Annotated in this window: 14 protein-coding genes; 12 read left to right on the forward strand and 2 right to left on the reverse strand. The window is 49.2% G+C overall.

Annotation, left to right across the window (positions count from 1 at the left end; genetic code table 11):
- The first annotated feature begins 43 nt into the window (after positions 1 to 43).
- The 7 genes from dinG (at position 44) to MHN31_RS02855 (ending at position 5,853) form a co-directional block, all read left to right on the forward strand.
- Positions 44 to 2,113 (forward strand): ATP-dependent DNA helicase DinG, encoded by a 2,070-nt coding sequence (dinG, locus tag MHN31_RS02825; RefSeq protein WP_239443396.1) that lies wholly within the window; start codon positions 44 to 46, stop codon positions 2,111 to 2,113.
- Between the two features lie 3 nt (positions 2,114 to 2,116).
- The gene (locus tag MHN31_RS02830; RefSeq protein ID WP_194866880.1) at positions 2,117 to 2,896 is read left to right on the forward strand and encodes a TSUP family transporter; all 780 of its coding nucleotides are present in this window, start codon (positions 2,117 to 2,119) and stop codon (positions 2,894 to 2,896) included.
- Entirely contained in the window at positions 2,893 to 3,492 is a 600-nt protein-coding gene (locus MHN31_RS02835) for a primosomal replication protein (RefSeq protein WP_125559991.1), read from the forward strand. Before MHN31_RS02830 ends, MHN31_RS02835 begins: the two co-directional genes overlap by 4 nt.
- A gap of 16 nt (positions 3,493 to 3,508) precedes the next feature.
- A complete protein-coding gene (locus MHN31_RS02840; RefSeq protein WP_138537625.1) occupies positions 3,509 to 4,435 on the forward strand; it encodes a histone deacetylase in 927 nt (308 codons plus the stop codon).
- A gap of 104 nt (positions 4,436 to 4,539) precedes the next feature.
- Positions 4,540 to 4,812 carry a late competence development ComFB family protein gene (locus MHN31_RS02845; RefSeq protein ID WP_125559987.1) on the forward strand — a complete coding sequence of 91 codons (273 nt, stop codon included), beginning with the start codon at positions 4,540 to 4,542 and terminating at the stop codon, positions 4,810 to 4,812.
- Entirely contained in the window at positions 4,809 to 4,973 is a 165-nt protein-coding gene (locus tag MHN31_RS02850) for a YbaM family protein (RefSeq protein WP_010382528.1), read from the forward strand. Before MHN31_RS02845 ends, MHN31_RS02850 begins: the two co-directional genes overlap by 4 nt.
- An 85-nt stretch (positions 4,974 to 5,058) precedes the next feature.
- Positions 5,059 to 5,853, forward strand: coding sequence for an NPP1 family protein (locus MHN31_RS02855; protein ID WP_239443397.1), 795 nt, complete (start codon positions 5,059 to 5,061; stop codon positions 5,851 to 5,853).
- Positions 5,854 to 5,891: 38 nt separating this feature from the next.
- Here MHN31_RS02855 and MHN31_RS02860 read toward each other — a convergent pair whose 3' ends face one another.
- A complete protein-coding gene (locus MHN31_RS02860) occupies positions 5,892 to 6,350 on the reverse strand; it encodes a hypothetical protein (protein ID WP_125559981.1) in 459 nt (152 codons plus the stop codon).
- Positions 6,351 to 6,781: 431 nt separating this feature from the next.
- Here MHN31_RS02860 and MHN31_RS02865 point away from each other — a divergent pair, with 431 nt between their 5' ends.
- The 3 genes from MHN31_RS02865 (at position 6,782) to MHN31_RS02875 (ending at position 12,107) form a co-directional block, all read left to right on the forward strand.
- Positions 6,782 to 9,904 carry an efflux RND transporter permease subunit gene (locus MHN31_RS02865; protein ID WP_239443398.1) on the forward strand — a complete coding sequence of 1,041 codons (3,123 nt, stop codon included), beginning with the start codon at positions 6,782 to 6,784 and terminating at the stop codon, positions 9,902 to 9,904.
- A gap of 9 nt (positions 9,905 to 9,913) precedes the next feature.
- Positions 9,914 to 11,002 (forward strand): efflux RND transporter periplasmic adaptor subunit, encoded by a 1,089-nt coding sequence (locus tag MHN31_RS02870; RefSeq protein WP_239443399.1) that lies wholly within the window; start codon positions 9,914 to 9,916, stop codon positions 11,000 to 11,002.
- 187 nt (positions 11,003 to 11,189) lie between these two features.
- Positions 11,190 to 12,107, forward strand: a complete 918-nt coding sequence (locus MHN31_RS02875) for a glycoside hydrolase family 16 protein (protein ID WP_125559975.1) — start codon at positions 11,190 to 11,192, stop codon at positions 12,105 to 12,107.
- 18 nt (positions 12,108 to 12,125) lie between these two features.
- Here the strand turns inward: MHN31_RS02875 and MHN31_RS02880 are convergent, their stop codons facing one another.
- Positions 12,126 to 13,757: a winged helix-turn-helix domain-containing protein gene (locus MHN31_RS02880; protein WP_239443400.1), complete on the reverse strand. Its 1,632-nt coding sequence runs from the start codon at positions 13,755 to 13,757 to the stop codon at positions 12,126 to 12,128.
- A 405-nt stretch (positions 13,758 to 14,162) separates the two neighbouring features.
- On the opposite strand from MHN31_RS02880, the gene MHN31_RS02885 reads away from it, so the two are divergent.
- Entirely contained in the window at positions 14,163 to 16,124 is a 1,962-nt protein-coding gene (locus tag MHN31_RS02885; RefSeq protein WP_239443401.1) for an FAD-dependent L-amino acid oxidase, read from the forward strand.
- Positions 16,125 to 16,206: 82 nt separating this feature from the next.
- The gene (locus tag MHN31_RS02890; RefSeq protein ID WP_239443402.1) at positions 16,207 to 17,997 is read left to right on the forward strand and encodes a thiamine pyrophosphate-binding protein; all 1,791 of its coding nucleotides are present in this window, start codon (positions 16,207 to 16,209) and stop codon (positions 17,995 to 17,997) included.
- The last annotated feature ends 82 nt before the right edge of the window (positions 17,998 to 18,079 follow it).

Genomic DNA, 18,079 nt, shown 5'->3' on the forward strand with positions numbered 1-18,079 from the left:
TACCTGTAATTATATCCATACTTTTTTGCTTAAGCGATCCTACATGCTGTCAGATTCTTTAAAAAAAACCATCCGCCAGGCACACACCAACATTGCTGAACAACTGGAAGGCTATCGCCCTCGCGCCGGGCAAAATTATCTGGTCGCAGAAATCGCTAAAACGCTGGGAGGCGACTACCACAAGTCTCAGCGTGTTTGCGTCATTGAAGCAGGAACCGGCACAGGTAAATCGCTGGCTTACTGCTTGGGCGCACTTCCCATGGCATTGGCAAAAAAGAAAAAGCTGATCATCTCGACTGCAACGGTAGCGCTGCAGGAGCAGTTGCTGAATAAAGAGCTGCCTTTTTTTAGAGAGCACTCCGGGCTCGACTTCAAATTTGACCTGGTTAAAGGGCGCCAGCGCTACATCTGTGTACAAAAACTACTGGCTGCCGTGAGCGGCGAAGAAACACAAATGTCCCTGATGCCCACCACCAGTACACCTCTATCTGCCATGGAACAACGCTGTTTACAGGAACTGGCGAAAGCCTATCAGGATAAACGCTGGCAGGGAGACAGAGATAGTTGGGCAGATACCATTCCCGACAAAGTCTGGAACCTCATTGCCTGTGATAAGCATGCCTGCCAACGACAATTGAAATCTCATAATCTGTGCCCTTTTCACCTTGCTAGACAAAAAATTGCCCAAATGGATGTATTGGTGATCAATCACGCCTTGTTACTGGCTGATCTGGAACTCGGAGGCGGTACAATTTTAAGCGATCCCGAAGATACCTTTTACGTCATTGATGAAGCCCACCATTTGCCGCATATTACCCGCGACTTTTCATCGGCTGCCGCAACCATTAAAGGCACCATAGAATGGCTCGATAAGCTACTCAAATTCAGCGGCAAAATGGCCAATGTCGTGGTCTCTCAAAAAGCCATCGGACAGAACTTTAAACTTAACGATGCCGCCAATGACGCCAATAAGGTGTTACGTCAGGTCAGAGACATGCTGGATCAATCTGACTACAGCTATAATGATGATGACACGCACCGCTTCTTACATGGTGAAGTGCCAGAGCAACTCAAAGAACGGGCCAAAAACATTGCCGATGCAACTCAGGATGCACTTCGGGCACTGAGCAAGATGCATGATGCGCTAACACTGGATGTGAATGACGGAGATGTACAGGGGTTCATTGCCGATCCCATCTTGGCCGAAAGCGGCCAGTATATTAATCGTCTGGAGCAGCTCAACAAGCTGTGGTTCAGCTACGCAACAAAAGGCGAAGGCACTCCTCATGCTCGCTGGATCAAACGTCTCGATTACAAACATCACCATGACTATCTATTGTGCGACTGCCCGATAGAAGTTGGATTTTACCTCAAAGATCACCTCTGGCGTGAGTGCGCCGGAGCCGTGCTGTGTTCTGCAACCCTCAGTGCCATGGGCAACTTTGATCACTTCGCGCGCGAAAGTGGGCTTAGTAATGAGCCCGGCGTCAAATACATCAAAGCCGACTCACCATTTGATTATGCCAAACAGGCGCAGCTGCATATTCCCCAAACTAAAACCGATCCCACCGATAAAGCGTTTAGCGACTATCTGGCCGAGGCTCTGCCTGATTTCCTGGACAAGAAGAAAGCCAATCTGGTGCTGTTTGCTTCCTACTGGCAGATGGATCACGTGGTAGCTAAGCTGCGAAAACAAGACTGGCAGATCCTGGTACAAGGCGAACTATCACGGGAAGAACTATTAAAGCGTCATCAGGCAGCTATCGACCTGGGCGCGGGCAGTATTTTATTTGGTACTCAAAGCCTGTCAGAAGGACTCGATTTGCCAGGCAAATATCTCGAAAACCTGGTGATCACTAAAATCCCCTTTGCCGTGCCAACCTCTCCGGTTGAAGAAGCGCAGGCTGAATTTATTCAGTCAAAGGGCGGCAACCCGTTTTTATCTATCACTGTGCCGGATGCTGCCAAGAAATTAGTCCAAAGCTGTGGTAGACTGCTGCGCAAAGAAACGGATTCTGGCCGCATCACCATACTTGACAGACGCCTGGTTACTAAACGATACGGCAAGGCGATGCTGGATACGCTGCCACCCTTTGCGAAACAAATAGACTAATCCATGCTCGAATTTGCTTTAGACCCAGCTACCTGGGCGTTACTATGTACAGTTGCACTAGCCGCTGGTTTTATTGATGCGATTGCCGGTGGTGGCGGCATGCTCACAGTACCTGCCTTACTCACCGCAGGCCTGCCACCTCACATGGCACTGGGCACCAACAAATTGGCAGCCAGCTTCGGCTCGTTAACCGCCAGCTTCACCTATTACAAACAAAACCTCTTCAACCCAAGGTTTTGGGCCGCCTCCGTATTGGCCACGGCCATTGGTGCTGCACTGGGCACTTTACTGGTTGATTCACTGAGCATCGAATTTCTCAATAAGCTCATTCCGGTCATCATATTGCTGGTTGCTTTGTACAGCCTGTTTGGCAAAATGAGTCACAGCGACTCCATCGATTTACCGAAAAAAACCGGTGTGCTGAAAGTCAAACAGTGGCTACAAGGCTTGTCTCTGGGCTTTTTCGATGGTCTCGCAGGGCCCGGCACCGGCACTTTTTGGACTGCATCTAATGACATGCTATACAAAATGAGTCTATTACTTAATTGTGGCCTGGCACGTTCGATGAACTTTGTCTCGAACTTCATTTCCCTGATCACATTTGTCGCATTGGGCCATGTCAATTTTCTGCTGGGACTGACCATGGGCACATTTCTGATGCTGGGCGCCTGGCTTGGTGCACATTCAGCGATAAAATTTGGCAGCCGACTGATTAAACCCTTGTTTAATGCTGTGGTGATCGTGTTGACCGCTAAGTTGATATTTGAGGCATACATGGTATGAGTCAACCACTAGAGAAACTCAGACAACGCGTTAACGAGTTGCAACATCATGCTGAGCAGTTTGATAAAGCTAAGTGGTTTGATAAGAACCGCTATATTCAGTCGCAGCCCAGCTTGTTTGACAGCCATGTGTTTCGTAGTAAAAGCCTGAAGCTCGGTGACTATGTAGACGAAGTGAAAGAGGCGCTCGTAAACTTGCCCCCACAATCGCAGCGTCATGCTTTACAATATGCGGTGGAGCACATTGGCGAACAAATTGAAGCCATTATTAAAGTGCTTAAATCAACCCCAGTCTGGGCCAAGGAAAACCGCTTTCGGCCACATAAAAAAGCAAAAGTGTACCGCCAGGCTGTGAGAAAGATCATGCAACCTTCTCATGAACTCTATCAGGAGTTGTCTCAAAATCATGAATTCGAGCGACGACTGCAAGAAATGATCTCACTGCGTCAGGACCAACTGATTAAAGCCTCGCCCGAGCAGGCAAGCCAGCTAAACAAAGAAATCCTTGCCCTGCATGGTCGACTTGGACGGTGCCGAAAAGCCATCAGTGCGACCGAGGATAAGATTCAGCTACAAGAAAAGCAGAATCGCTCCTGATCTGGGTGGTGCCGTTATGTTGTTTTATCACCCCAGCTACAGTGCGCTCTCATTGCCCCCAAAGCACAGGTTTCCGATTGAGAAATATCGCCTGCTCTATCAACAACTGTTACAAACTCCTTGTGCTAGCTGGCTGACACAACCTAACTTAGTCGCCTCACCTGCACAAATCACGTTATGTCATGACCCCGAGTATGTCACAGCGTTTCTCAGTGGTACCTTACCCGACGGCGCAGTCAAACGAATGGGGTTTCCCTGGTCAGAGCAATTAGTGGAACGCACTTTACGCTCTGTGGGAGCAGCATTAGAAGCTGCTCAACAAGCACTCCGCGATGGCTTTGCAGCCAACCTGAGCGGTGGTTATCATCATGCTTTTAGCGACCGGGCTGCCGGTTTTTGTATTTTCAACGATTTGGCGATTGCTGCCAAATATCTCATTCAAACCGGACAGGTCGATACAGTGTTAGTGCTGGATTGCGATGTACACCAGGGTGACGGCAGTGCTGAGATTCTTGCTAACGATACACAAATAATCACGTGCTCGCTGCATTGTGAGCAGAACTTTCCCAAGCTGAAACGTCAATCCGACTACGACTTTGCCTTGCCTGTGGATTGCTCAGATGCCATCTATCTGGCAACACTCAACGACGCCCTGTCGCTTTGCACCCGACTCCATCAGCCAGACATCATCCTTTACAATGCTGGGGCAGATATATATCGCTTGGATGAACTTGGGCACTTAGCGGTTAGCCTTGACGGCGTGCTGGCAAGGGATACTCAAGTACTACGCCATGCCAGGCAGCTGGGGATTCCTTTGATGGCAGCACTTGGCGGCGGTTATCAACGTGCGGTTAGCCGTTTGGTCGATGTGCATATGCAGCTCTTTATCGCATTGCAGCAGGTCTGGCCAGAACGTTTTGTAGCCTCCCAGTCCCAAACATAACACCCCATATGCTTATGCACCAGCCGTTAAAAATTGCCGCTAGCATTAACCACTGAGGTGGTTTATGTTGTACAATTACAATAACTTCAAAATGGAGCATGACAATGAAACTTCATGATGATTTGCACAATTATTACGAAAAAATTGTGCTCGAAAATATTGAGGAACGCGGCCTTGACCACAAGTATGATGAAGATGTCATGGCTGACCTGTGTTGTACCGCGTTAAACCGGTTACCTGCCCGCTATATTCGCTTCGATGTAGACATGGAATTTTATCTGCCGACAGACGAAAGAACCGAGATGGAAGCACGCGTTAAGGACGCCGTTGATTATGCGCTTTCACAAATTTCGAAAAAGAAACAATTTCAGCCATGACCCAAAACACCTTAGAACACGCACCTGAGCACATTAAACTGGCCGTCGATCTGATCATGTTGCTGGAAGAAAATAATGTCCCGGCAGAGCAGGTACTCGCCGCACTGGAAATCGTTCAGGCAGATTTTGCCAAAAAGCTGGATACAGACAACTTACTCTAAAAAACAAAAAAACTTCACATCACATTTACCCTTGTGTCATATTGTCGTCTCACAATGACGACAATTTATGATGTAAGGAACAAACATGACAACACTAAACTTACGTGCACTCACTCTGGTCACATCCAGCCTGCTGAGCGGCGGGGCGCTGGCAAATGACTTTGCGGCACTCGATCAAGCCTTACCTTCTGGCTATGCAATCAATGGGACCGAACCTGTATTTGATTTTGATGGTGACGGGTGCTTGCCCAGTGCTGGGATCAGCCGCAGCGGACAGCAAAATGCTGGGTTAAAAACCTCAGGCAGCCTGGGCGGCAATTGCCGTGACAGCCAATTCTTAAACACCTCAAACACGGTTCATCGCCATGCCTGTAAAGAAACCGACCAGGGGCGTTTCTGTGGTCACTTCTATGCCATGTATTTCAAAAAGGATCAGGTATTCCCATACTTCGGCGGTGGGCACCGCCATGACTGGGAATATGCAGCGGTATGGACTAAAGATGGTCAGGTAACCCATGGCAGCTACAGCGCCCATGGTGACCTATATACTAAACCAGCCAATGAATTACCTTTCGAAAACGGCCATCTGAAAATTGTCTACCACAAAGATGGCATTCTGACCCATGCATTTCGTTTCGCCAAATCGAATGAGGTGGCTGAGAACGGTTACAACCGCTTTGTGACACCAAATATCGTCAGTTGGTATACCATGTCGGGAGATGGCATAGACAATCAGGGTTTGCGTGACAAGCTAAACCAATATGACTACGGCTCAGCAACTTTACCGGTAAAAGACAGCCGCTTTCTGACTAACCTCAATCGATTCAAGCCTTCAGGCTATCCGACCTATAGCACGGCTGACGTTTTAGCGGCTCAGTAACCTGAGCATCTGGCCCACGGCAAAGGTGGGCCACACCACTAGGCTGATTTCGCGAGTGTCTCAGCGGAAGTTTGTAGTTTATACTGGGCGAAAAAGCGACTGTCTGCCTCTGAGTCTTTAGGGCAGGCAAAATAGGCGATATCATCGCGTACCGGCTCTGGCCGGGCGTGCTTACCATCTTCCCAATACAATACCGCATGTTTGACCAACTCTTCCAGATAAGTGTGATCCCAGCTGTAGTGGCAGAAACCATGGTGATCAGACAGATAGGGCGCGTAATCGCCACTGGTTTCAATACCGGTTACACCGTTTTTATAGTCAGCGAATGCTTTTGCGTCTTCCTCAGCAGTGGCAGGGTCGACAAAATAGGCGACATCACGACGCGGTGGCAGGGCCTGAGGCAAGCCAAATTTTTCTCTTACGGCCGAACACTCAACGACAATCCAGGAAACAAAATGGGCCCCTATTTGGTGATCCCACTTCAACGCAACAAACATCTCAACTCTCCTTCTAAGCTCAATTCATCTTGGTCCGTTCGGTCTATCCCATACTAAATTAGGATTGTACCTAGGAATGCGCGCGAAGCTTACCGGAAATTATTGTCAAAAAGTAGTCAATTCACAGATTTTTTCATGACATTTTCTGATCTGGATTAGGAAATCAATGACTCATTCAGTACAGTTTCACGCTCACAGAACGAAGTATGCTTCATCTGAACTCCGTTTAAAAAAACCCAGAGCCTACCCGGATGTGGTGGTTTGAAATGTGTCTAAATCGATGAAATCGTTACAAGGTATTACAGCTTGGTCAACCACCGCTAATATGTTGCTATTTGTCGTGAAATTCAAAAACTCCAGCTTACCTAACGCTAGCAGTTTTTTGTCATTTCATTAAACTGCACAGTGAAGCTCAACACTTGGACGTTGTTATGAACCTGACACGCAATTCACTGAAAAACCCCGCTGCTGTCGTCGTGATCCTGGTGCTGCTAATACTGTTTGGTATTCTCAGTATTTTTAAGTTACCGATCCAACTTACGCCGGATATAGAACAACCACAAATAACCATATTTTCTGGCTGGCGGGAAGCGGCTCCCGAAGAAATCGAATCAGTGATCATAGAACCACTGGAAAACGCAGTTAAAAATACGCCAGGCGCGCTGGAGGTAAACACCACCATCAATCGCGGCAACGGCTTTATCTCCTTAACCTTTGCCGTCGGAACTGACATGCAGCAAGCAATGCTGGATGTACTAACCAACCTAAATCAGGCGCCGCCACTACCATTAGATGCCATAGACCCGGTTGTCAGTGCTGGTGGTAATGGTGGTCCTGCCGGACCAAATGCCGCTTCTTTGCTCGTCACCCCGCTACACTTCAAAGGTGATGGTTTAGACCTGGATATGGCACAATACCAAAAAACCATTGAAGAGCTCATCGAGCCACGCCTCGCAAGCATTCCGGGGGTTGCCCGAGTCAACCTTGCCAGTGAAAGGCCAAAAGAGCTTCGTATCACGTTTGACCCTCATAAAGCGGCTGCTTTGGGGCTCACTTTAGGTCAGATCCGACAAACTCTGGCCAGCTCCAGAGATACCTCAGGGGGTCTGGCCGATGTTGGGCGACGTCAATATACAGTGCGCTTTACCGGTCAGTACGATCTCCAAGATATGCTGCAAATGCGTATTGGCTATTCTCAGGATCGCCCCATTTACCTGGGTGATATCGCCACCGTTGCCGAAACATACTCCGACCGACGGGCGATGAGTGGCCGTAACGGCAAACCGGCCTATTATATCACCGTCTCCCGGGCTAATGGTGCCAACACAGTGGCCCTACTTGACGGTATCAACCAGGCGATAGCCGAACTAAATGCAGGTCCACTGCCAGAAGCAGGCATTGCGATTGAGCTCAGCTACGATGCCTCAATCCATATTCGAAATGCGCTACTCTTGGTAAAAAGCAATCTAGGGCTAGGCGTACTGTTATCCCTTGCCATTCTCTGGCTGTTCTTTAGAGGGATAAAAACCACACTGATCATCGCAGCGACGATCCCAGTCTCTTTAATGGTCGCCTTTTTAGCACTCAATGCGTTCGAGCGCAGTCTGAATGTGATTTCTCTGGCAGGTCTGGCCTTTGCTGTCGGGCTCGTACTGGATGCAGCCATCATAGTGCAGGAGAATATCGCGCGTCTAAAGTCCAACGGGTTCGACGACTATAAGGCGGCTTTGCGTGGTGCAGGACAAGTTGCCGGTGCACTGTTTGCCTCAACGGCGACCAGCGTCGCCATCTTTCTACCCATCTTGTTCATGGCGGGTATTGAAGGGCAGTTATTTTCCGATCTGGCATTGACCCTTTCCATCGCCGTTGTTGCTTCATTGTTATGTGCCCTGACCATTATTCCGGTCGCCAACCGTTATTTACCTGATAGCAAAACGCAAATCGACCCTTACAAACACTATTGGCACAAACTCACCGCCCTTATCATGCATCTGACCAACAGCAAGTTGAAACAACTCAGCTGGGTTTGTGCTTTACTCGGCGGCTCCGTACTCGTCACATTGACTATGTTACCAAAAACCGACTTTATGCCGCGGGCCCCAACAGATGGCTTTTTCTTCAACCTGATCACGCCGCCAGGTGGCAATATGGCCTACATGGAAGAAGAGCTGCTAAAACGTGTCAGAGCACGACTGATGCCTTACTATCATGGCGACAAACAACCTGGAATAAAAGACTTCAACTTTTACATTTTTGGCGCCAATGCCGGTGGTTTTATTTACTCCGCAGATCCGCAGCGCGTTGAGGAGTTGATGCAAGTAGCCCGGGAAGAAATCTTTGTCGACCTGCCGGATACTCAGGTGTTCTTTTTCAGGGGGTCTATGATTAACATCGCTAATGGCGGTGACGGTCGCGATATCAATATTGAACTCACCGGGCCAAATATGGACGACCTGGTTGCCGGGGCAGAAGTTGCGCTACAAGCAGTAAAAACAGCAATGCCTGATGCCACAGCTCGCCCACAGCCTCGTCTGGATATGGCAGAGCCAGAGCTCAGACTCCACCCCAATGACCGTCGAATTACGCAGGCGGGACTGACTCGTCAGGATGTCTCGCAGGCAGTACAAGCGTTTACCGGTGGGCTATTTATCAATGAGTACTTTAACGGTAATGAACGAATGAACGTTATTTTACGTGGCCAGTCGTGGCAAACACCAGAAGAACTCAAAGCCTTACCTTTGTTTACGCCAGATGCCGGGATCCAGACACTAGGCGAGCTTGCGCAGGTCACCCGTACTGTAGGACCCAGCCAACTTCAAAGGATCAATGGCCGTCGCACAGTCAGCATCATAGTTACTCCACCAGCAGAGATGAGCCTGCAACAAGCACAGGCTATCCTGACCGAGCAAGTGATGCCCAAAATCAAAGCACAGTTGCCAGAAACGGCAGGTGTTATCCTTGGCGGAAATGCCCAAAAAATGAACAGCGCCATAGAAGAAATGACCCTCAACTTTTTCCTCGCTCTGTTTATTCTATTTTTATTGATGACCGCATTATTTAAATCAGTCCGGGACAGTGCATTGGTGCTGCTCGTGATGCCACTGGCCATTGCCGGTGGTGTTGTCGCACTCTATGTGCTCAACCTGTTTGCTTTCCAGTCTTTAGACTTACTCACCATGATCGGCTTTATCATCTTGCTCGGCCTGGTGGTCAACAACGCTATTTTGCTGGTTGACCAGACCCGTCATGCACAAGCGCAGGGCTTGAGTCGCCGCGATGCCGTCGAGCAGGCAGTGCTGATGCGCGCCCGACCTGTCTATCTCAGTACGCTGACCAGTCTATTCGGCATGTTACCACTGATGTTGATGCCCGGCGTTGGGTCAGAGATTTATCGTGGCCTTGCCACGGTTATCGTTGGTGGCATGGCCATCAGTGCCTTGTTTACGCTGGTCCTGATGCCCAGTCTGTTACAACTTGGCTCAGATAAGAAACCAACCCCCAAGGTCAATAACAATAACGACAAACCTCAGTTAAATTTGGTCGCGAATCAGTAGGAGCCCACTATGTTTGCAAGTCAATATAAACGCGCTTTAGTCACCGCCCTTGTAGCCAGTGCCGTCAGCTTCAGTCAGCTGGTTAATGCAGCCCAGCCCGTGACAGTTGAGCCTGTATCTCAGGGCCAGCTTACCAGTCAGCTGGCCGTCAATGGAACCTTACATGGTAAGCGTGATATGATCATCACGGCTGGTGTGTCAGGCCGATTACACTACGTTGCAGAGCCCGGTTTGGAGGTTGCGCAAGGTGATGTTCTGGTGCGTATGGATACCCTGCCACTTGAGCTTGAAAAAGCACGCCAGCTAGAGATGCTCAAACGCGCTCGAGTGAATTTACGATTTCAGAAACAAGAACTCGCACGCCTGACTGAACTGGCTAAAACCAGCAGTGCTGCAGCCAGTCAGGTAGACAAAGTACAAAATGCCCATGATTTGGTGCTCTCAGATATCGCACTGGCGCAAGTTGAGCTCAGGGTGATTGAAGATCAACTCAACCGGGCAACGGTAACAGCCCCATTCTCAGGCATCATTAGCAAACGTTACCATCGTGCCGGGCGAGACGTCAGCCGGGCTGATGAATTACTGAACCTGGTAGACATCCACCAGCTTGAAGCGCGCTTGTATGTGCCCGTGAAATACCTGAGCTACGTGCGCACAGGCCAATCCTTACCTGTTAGTGCCGGCAATCTGGATGCCCCGCAAACCACAACCGCGCAGGTCAGTGCCGTGATCCCTGCCACCGATCCGCGCTCGCAAACCTTTGAAGTGCGTGCAATGCTCGACCAGCCGGGAGAGTCAGAGAACCAGCAACACTGGGCAGTCGGACAACTGGTAGATGTATCAGTGCCACTGGCAGCCAGTAACCGGGCATTATTAGTTAATCGTGATGCACTGATCTTGCGAAAACAAGGTATTCATGTGGTCAAAATTGATGCCAGTAACACGGCAACACAAATCCCCGTGACAGTCGGCCAGGGTCAGGGCCAGCGCGTGGCCATTACCCCTAAGCCAAGCCATCAGCTTATCGCAGGAGACAGAGTTGCGGTACGCGGCGCAGAGCGACTGACCGATGGTCAGGAAGTTGAGGTACAAAATTAACACAGCTTACTAGCCCAATGAGCCTGCTTAAGGAAGAGCTAAGGCTCATTTTTAAATTCAATCTAATAAAATCAAAAATTTAATATTTTTTAATAAGCGCACTTTTATCAATTTAAGCGTTTTTAACTGGTATATCCTGTTGTTTCGGTCAACGCTGGTGCTGTCCAATAACAACAAGGAATACGCGATGAAAAACCCCGTCTTTTTTTCTTTTTCAGTCTTAGGTGCCAGTATGCTGATTGCCTGTACCAGCCAACCTCTGGGTGCTCAGCCGGTCCAAATCATGTTTGACGATTTCACTTATACGCGTTTTGAGCAAGCACAAGATAATGGATGGCAACTGCGCTCAGATGTCGGCCATCCCGGCATAAAAAATGCCACCTGGTGGCATGAAGGGGTGAGCTTTCATGCTGATCCACATAATCCGGATAACCAGGTCATGCGCTTAACCTCAAAAACCGATGGCAGTGCCGAAAATACCCGCCATGTACAGGTATGCCATAAACGAAAATACCTTGAAGGGACATATGCCGCACGGGTCTTTTTTACCGATAGACCCCAATATGGACCAGACGGTGACGGGGTGATCCAGACTTTTTATGCGATCAGCCCACTGGCTGCCCCCATGGACAAGAACTACAGTGAAATGGATTTTGAGTACCTGCCAAATGGAGGATGGGGCACCGACCGCCACGCCTTGTTCGCAACCTCCTGGGAGACGTTTCAGCTCACGCCCTGGACCAAGGTTAACGCCTATGACTACGACATCAACCCATTGGAAGGCTGGAACACGCTGGTGTTGCAAGTTGGCAACAATACGCTGAAATACTATATTAACGGCAAACTGTACGCGGAGCATGGCAGCGACGTATACCCGGAAGTGGCGATGTCGATAAACTTTAACCAGTGGTTTGACCCCAATAAAATCGTCAATTCCAACGAAATGCGTCAGTACTATCAAGATGTCGACTGGGTTTACTTCGTCAAAGATAAGATTGTCGCAGTCAATGAGGTCGGCAAGCAGGTTGAGCAATTACGCAAACAGAATGTGCGCCACAAAGATACCGTGCCATCCTCTGGGTATGATGACTATTGCAGCCTGTAAAAGCGCGGCACTGTGCCTTTAGTTAACCGTGTAAATTGGCGCTTTGGCAAACCAGGCCTCAACCCGCTCAATCAGTACCGGATCATCTGCATTTTTAGCCAAGGCTTTGGCACGTAATGCAAGCTGATTTGCCTGCTCAACCTGACGAGCCTGGCGCAGCAAATCAGCCTGTGCCAGCCAGATCCAAATCTGGTTAGGAACGGCGTTACTGGCCTCAGCCACCTGGTGTGCCTGTGCAAATAAACGCGTTGCTTCCTGATGCTCTCCCTGCTCAGTTGCAATCCGGGCCAGCTCAATCAATGCATTGGTCTGGCCATAAATCGCATCAAAGCGTTGATGATAGCTCAGCGCTGAATGCAATAAACGAGAAGCCTCGCTATAGCGACCCTGAATGCGTTTTATCTTACCCAGCTCTTCCAGCGCGTAAGCAATAAACAAATGATCCGAATTATCACTGGCCTGCTCACGCGCAGTCGCTATATACTTTTCCGCCCTGATCAGTTCCTGCTCACGATCTGTTTGCTGAGGCCAGTTAATGAGCAAATAACCCATCATAAGATTGGCACGCATGCGCTCTCGCTCAGTCACGACGTCATCGCCGGTTGCCACAATATTTTGCTGCAACAGGGACAGCGCTGCCGCTACGTCGCCATTATTTGCCAGACTTGCGGCAAGGTAACGCCTGACCGTCAAGGGATCAGCAGCGTAACGCAAGGCAGAGCGCAACAAAGCAATCGCTTCCTGATATTTACGCAATAAATACATCTGCAAGCCCCGGGCAAAGGCCTCATTGCTGAAATCCAGATTGCTTTGTATGTCCAACCTCTGATCATGTTCGCCGTATCGCGTCGTGAGCCGTGCTATCAATGCCTGGTAGGCCAGTTCAGGCTCTGACGCAAAGACCACCCCTTGTTCAGCCCCGCGATTAAAGTGCAGCGTGTATTGCAACTGCATATCTTGTGGAAAGCCACTGAGGCGGGTTTCGACCAGTAAATCCGCCCCCAATCGCTCCTGGAGTTGCAACACATCCTGGCGTCGGGATATTCGGATCTTCGCAGTATCGTTAGAATACCAGGGGCTGTGAGATAATGTTGTTAACACATGCTCTGCCGCAACGACGGGCAACCCCCCTTCTGCCTGAGTATGTTCACTTAAATAGGCAAGACCATGCAAAGGCACAGCAGCATGCACATCGTCGAGCATGGCATTCTCTACCGGCAGAAACGCAATGGTTGGATATCGCGTCTCAGGCTGATTGACTGCGCGCATCCCATTTAGCCACAACCCGCTGATGATAAGCATAAGCACGACTGACACCACAGCAAAACGCCACTTGTCGGTCACTTTAGACTCCTGAATGGGAATTGGCGCCACAGCCAGTTGATAACCAATTCTGGGATGTGTTTTGATGCAATCTGCGCCCAGAATTTCACGCAGTTCGCGGATAGACTGAACCAACACTTGTTCCTGAACCACCACGCCCTGCCAGACAGTTTCCAGCAGCTGTGTTTTGGTCACCACCTGTTCTGAATGTTGGATCAATATTTTCAGCACTGCCAACGTCTTAGCACGAATATCGTGCGATGCTTCGTGTGTGGTTGCGGTGCCTTTAAGTAAGTCTATTTCAACCTGGTTGAGCAGATAACGCATCGTTCCTTCTCTTGCAAAAACAGTTCTGGCACCGGACAGCACGGTGTTCCCGTCATGAGTGTGCAATATTTCTTTAACGGGCTCAAGTCCCCTAAAAGCAGACATAGTGGATAGGGCTAGTGAGGTGACAAATTTAACTGTTTTATATTCAGCGACCTAGTGTAATTACTGTGATTTTTTGGACACAAACCACATAAAAATTAACCCCTGTGCTACATTTTATGTGGATTATGTCTTTTTGGTGTCAGCATTGTAATAAGGCTGCTCTCTATTTTTGACTCGTGCCTGTCAGGCCTTCACCAAAAGACAGCGATAACAAGCCCACACAACTGAACAGAAGTCGTCGTAAAGATTGTTGCCGTCGTTTGTGACAAAAAACGGTAAATAACGAATTAAGGAACTACTATGACGCATTATTCTTTTGGCAATGAGATCAGCGACAAAAGCCTCCCTAAGCATCTGAAAGTGGCCATTGTAGGGGCTGGTATGGCCGGATTATACAGTGCATGGCGGCTACAAAATGAATCAGGCTGTGACAACCTGGCAATCTTTGAGCGATCTAATCGCACCGGCGGTCGACTGGATTCAGATTTAATTCAATTCAAAAATCAACGCAGTGATACGCCCCCCACGATTACAGTAAAAGAAGAACAAGGTGGCATGCGATTTTTATTCGATGGCATGGATGACTTGATGGCGCTGTTCCTTAACCTGGACCTCCAGGATCAGATAGTGCCCTTTCCCATGAACAGCGGCGGCGATAACCGATTATTTTTCCGCGGTAAAAGCTTCAGCGTTAACACCGCAGCACAAGATAACTATCAAATTTGGTCTGAACTTTACAATCTGGCACCGTCTGAGCAAGGCGTTAATCCTAAGGACATTGTCAATGTGGTCTTCAACCGAATCCTTCAGGCTAATCCTCAGTTTAAGGCCCGCCCAGAAGTAAGGGGCCCGGAATTCTGGCAGGCATTCCGACTGGAATGCCAATGGCAAGGCAAAACGCTCAATGAATGGACGTTATGGGACCTTTACACGGCCATGGGTTACTCTCAGGAATGCATAAACATGCTGTACCGTGTACTTGGCTTCAATGGCACTTTTCTGTCACAGATGAATGCCGGGGTGGCCTATCAGCTACTGGAAGATTTTCCGGCAGGTGTGCAATTTAAAACCTTTAAAGACGGATTCAGCACACTGCCAAATTCACTCGTCGATAAAATAGGCACCGACAACATTCACTTGCAAACCAGTATTGAAGAGATCTCTTTTGTAGAAGAGAACAATCACTACGAACTGCACTACCTTCACACAGACGACAGCGGACGCAGCCACAAAGGCAAAGTCACTGCCGAAAAAGTCATTCTTGCCCTGCCCAGATTAGCACTTGAGAAGCTTTTTGTTCGCTCTAACGCGTTTAACACGCTGGATAAAGAGCGCTCAGAACAATTATGGAACACTTTGCAATCCACCTCAAACCAGCCACTGTTGAAGATTAACCTCTATTACGACACTGCCTGGTGGGGACGCGGCACCACCGGACGTCCGGCCGTCGAATTTGGACCCAACTTTGCCGATCTACCGACAGGTTCGGTATACCCATTTTATGCTGTAAATGAAGAGTTGGTCGCGGCCCTGATGTATCAGGAGCGTAAAACCGAACCTTCACAAAGCACCCAGGCTAAACTGGATCACATTAGCAGTGAAAAATACGAGCGCCCCGCTGCATTGACGATATATTGTGACTACCTGAACATTAATTTCTGGAGCGCACTGCAAAATATTGGAGAGACCTATCACCACCCACATCAGGACGACTATGTCACTGACGTCCCGGGTGATATCTATCCTGCATCAACCGCTGTGGTTGAACAAGCCACTCGTTTCTTCAAAGACATTTTCAATACACACTATGTGCCAGAACCAATCCTGACCAGTGCGCGGATCTGGCAAGGCAGTGTCCGTTTTGATGTGCCACCAAGTCAACAATTTGGCTTTGGTGTACACCAATGGGCGGTGGGTGCTGATGACAAGCAAGTGATGGCTGAACTCACCGAGCCCCTGCCAAACTTATTTACTTGTGGTGAAGCCTTTTCTGACTACCAGGGTTGGGTAGAAGGTGCATTGCGCTCTACCGATCTCGCACTCAAGCAAGGATTTGGACTCCAGCCGCTAAGCGAAGTGTATGAGCAAACGACACACATCAGCTCATCTGAAGCCATTAAAGTTGCCTATGAGGAAAACGCCAGCAAGCTTATTAATCACTATATTGAGCCAAACTTCTCAGCAGGCAGCGCCCCGATTGAGAAGCCATCAGAGGTTGAAAACGTACTGGGTGTGAACCTCAGTTACTTCGACCTTAAGTGATCCTGCTTTGGGCACCTGTTTCGGGTGCCCTCACTACCTACTGGCAGGAGACAACCTGCCAAGCTTGCTCTGGAGAGAATCAATGACTCAAATAACGCACCATTTTACAGTCGCGGACTATTTCAAAGCACGACTGGAAGAAATTGGCGTCGATCAAATGTTTGGTGTCGCCGGTAACTACACCGCGGCTTTACTCGACACCATACTGGCTGACAGCCACTCACCAATTAGAATTAACGGCAATGCCAATGAGATTTGTGCCGGATTTGCTGCCGATGCATATGCCCGATTAAAAGGCCCAAGTGCCTTGTACGTTACTTACAGTGTAGGCGCATTCAGCCTGCTCAACACCATCGCCGGATCTTTCGTTGAACAAGTACCGGTGATCCTGATCAACGGCGCCCCTACCAACAAAGAAGATCAGATCTCAAAGAATGCCGGACTGCTCTACTCACACACGACCGGTTATGAATTTGTCGATATTCACATGTTCAGACCAATCACCGTCGCGGCTGAACGTATCACCAATGCCAATCAGGCGCCTTATCAGATTGACTCAGCCCTGGCGGCTCTGCTGTCAGAGCGCCGACCCGTGTATTTCGAAGTCAGTGAGGATGTCTGGCGGGCAGAGTGCATCAAACCTGGTCAGCCTCTTGCACTGAATAATCCAGCCAGCGTCACCGTCAGCGAAGCACAGCAAGCAGCTAAAGCGACAGTAGAGCTGATGCTTAGCCAGCCAAAAAGTATTTTTTGGGCAGGCGTAGAGCTGCAACGTTTTGGCCTGCAAAATACCTTTTTGGAATTGCTTGAAGTGATCAATCGCAGTCATACGGTGCCCGAAGGACATATTCACTTTGTCACCTCAGCCTTAAGCAAATCGGTTATTGCTGAAACCCACCCGTGGTTTGAAGGCTGTGTCACTATGAGTCCCTCCGAAGTAGACTCCCTGGTTGGAGACGACGGAGTTTTAGTTGGTGTTGGAGCCTGGACGACAGGCAAAGATACTGGCAATCAGGATATTCGCAGCAACCGCACTGTGCTCGCTGCGCAAGGAGGGGTATATGTTGGTGCCAACTACTACGCCTCTGCGACCCTTGAAGATTACTTACAGTGTCTGATTGAGGAGTTCACTGCACTGGCAAAGCAACAACCTGCCAGTTTAAGAGGGTTACGTATGCAACAACCGCTTATGAAGCGCGCAACAGCGGATGCCCAACTGGGCTATGACAGCTTCTTTGCTACCCTCAGTCAATGGCTTGATGAAGATGATGTTCTGGTCGTCGATGCCGGCTTCCCGCTAATTGGCGCACAGAGTGTAAAAATACCAGCACAAGATGGCTTTGTTGCTCAGGCAGCCTGGCTGTCCATCGGCTACTCTGTACCTGCCGGCACGGGAATTAAATGTGCCTTTCCGGATAAACGTTCGGTTGTTGTCGTTGGTGATGGCGCTTTTCATGAAACCTGCCAGGCCGTTGCTGACCAACATGCTTATGGACAAAACACCGTTGTGTTTGTTTTGGCAAACGGTATTTATGGTATCGAGCAATACCTGGTCAACCCTAACCCGTTCAGAACGCCGCCTGTTGATTATCAGGACAAGCTACTCGACACTGTCTACAGCTACAATGACTTACCAGCCTGGAAAATCGCCAATATTACCCAGGCTTTTGGTGGTGAAGGACGGCGAGTGAATACCCTGAGTGAGTTGATGGCTGTGATGGAGGAGATCAGGACCGATACACACAACAACTATGTTGTAGAAGTATCCATTCCTAAAACAGATACACCTCACTCTATCAGCGTTGAAGCTAACAGCGCCGTCGGGGAAGACGAAATCGCGAACTCACAGTGGCCACCTGCCAACAAGTTCTGAGCCAAGTAAGCATTGGCCTCCGGATGCGGGGGCCAATATCAGGGCACAGACATCATAAAGCCCACTCCCTATGCGGCATTTT

The organism is Pseudoalteromonas sp. McH1-42 (assembly GCF_022347845.1).
GTDB classification, from domain to species: Bacteria; Pseudomonadota; Gammaproteobacteria; order Enterobacterales; family Alteromonadaceae; genus Pseudoalteromonas; species Pseudoalteromonas rubra_D.

Bases quoted from the DNA above. Each gene is read 5' to 3' on its own strand.
- dinG (WP_239443396.1), top strand. From the start codon at position 44: ATGCTGTCAGATTCTTTAAAAAAAACCATCCGCCAGGCACACACCAAC.
- MHN31_RS02830 (WP_194866880.1), top strand. From the start codon at position 2,117: ATGCTCGAATTTGCTTTAGACCCAGCTACCTGGGCGTTACTATGTACA.
- MHN31_RS02835 (WP_125559991.1), top strand. From the start codon at position 2,893: ATGAGTCAACCACTAGAGAAACTCAGACAACGCGTTAACGAGTTGCAA.
- MHN31_RS02840 (WP_138537625.1), top strand. From the start codon at position 3,509: ATGTTGTTTTATCACCCCAGCTACAGTGCGCTCTCATTGCCCCCAAAG.
- MHN31_RS02845 (WP_125559987.1), top strand. From the start codon at position 4,540: ATGAAACTTCATGATGATTTGCACAATTATTACGAAAAAATTGTGCTC.
- MHN31_RS02850 (WP_010382528.1), top strand. From the start codon at position 4,809: ATGACCCAAAACACCTTAGAACACGCACCTGAGCACATTAAACTGGCC.
- MHN31_RS02855 (WP_239443397.1), top strand. From the start codon at position 5,059: ATGACAACACTAAACTTACGTGCACTCACTCTGGTCACATCCAGCCTG.
- MHN31_RS02860 (WP_125559981.1), bottom strand. From the start codon at position 6,350: ATGTTTGTTGCGTTGAAGTGGGATCACCAAATAGGGGCCCATTTTGTT.
- MHN31_RS02865 (WP_239443398.1), top strand. From the start codon at position 6,782: ATGAACCTGACACGCAATTCACTGAAAAACCCCGCTGCTGTCGTCGTG.
- MHN31_RS02870 (WP_239443399.1), top strand. From the start codon at position 9,914: ATGTTTGCAAGTCAATATAAACGCGCTTTAGTCACCGCCCTTGTAGCC.
- MHN31_RS02875 (WP_125559975.1), top strand. From the start codon at position 11,190: ATGAAAAACCCCGTCTTTTTTTCTTTTTCAGTCTTAGGTGCCAGTATG.
- MHN31_RS02880 (WP_239443400.1), bottom strand. From the start codon at position 13,757: ATGCGTTATCTGCTCAACCAGGTTGAAATAGACTTACTTAAAGGCACC.
- MHN31_RS02885 (WP_239443401.1), top strand. From the start codon at position 14,163: ATGACGCATTATTCTTTTGGCAATGAGATCAGCGACAAAAGCCTCCCT.
- MHN31_RS02890 (WP_239443402.1), top strand. From the start codon at position 16,207: ATGACTCAAATAACGCACCATTTTACAGTCGCGGACTATTTCAAAGCA.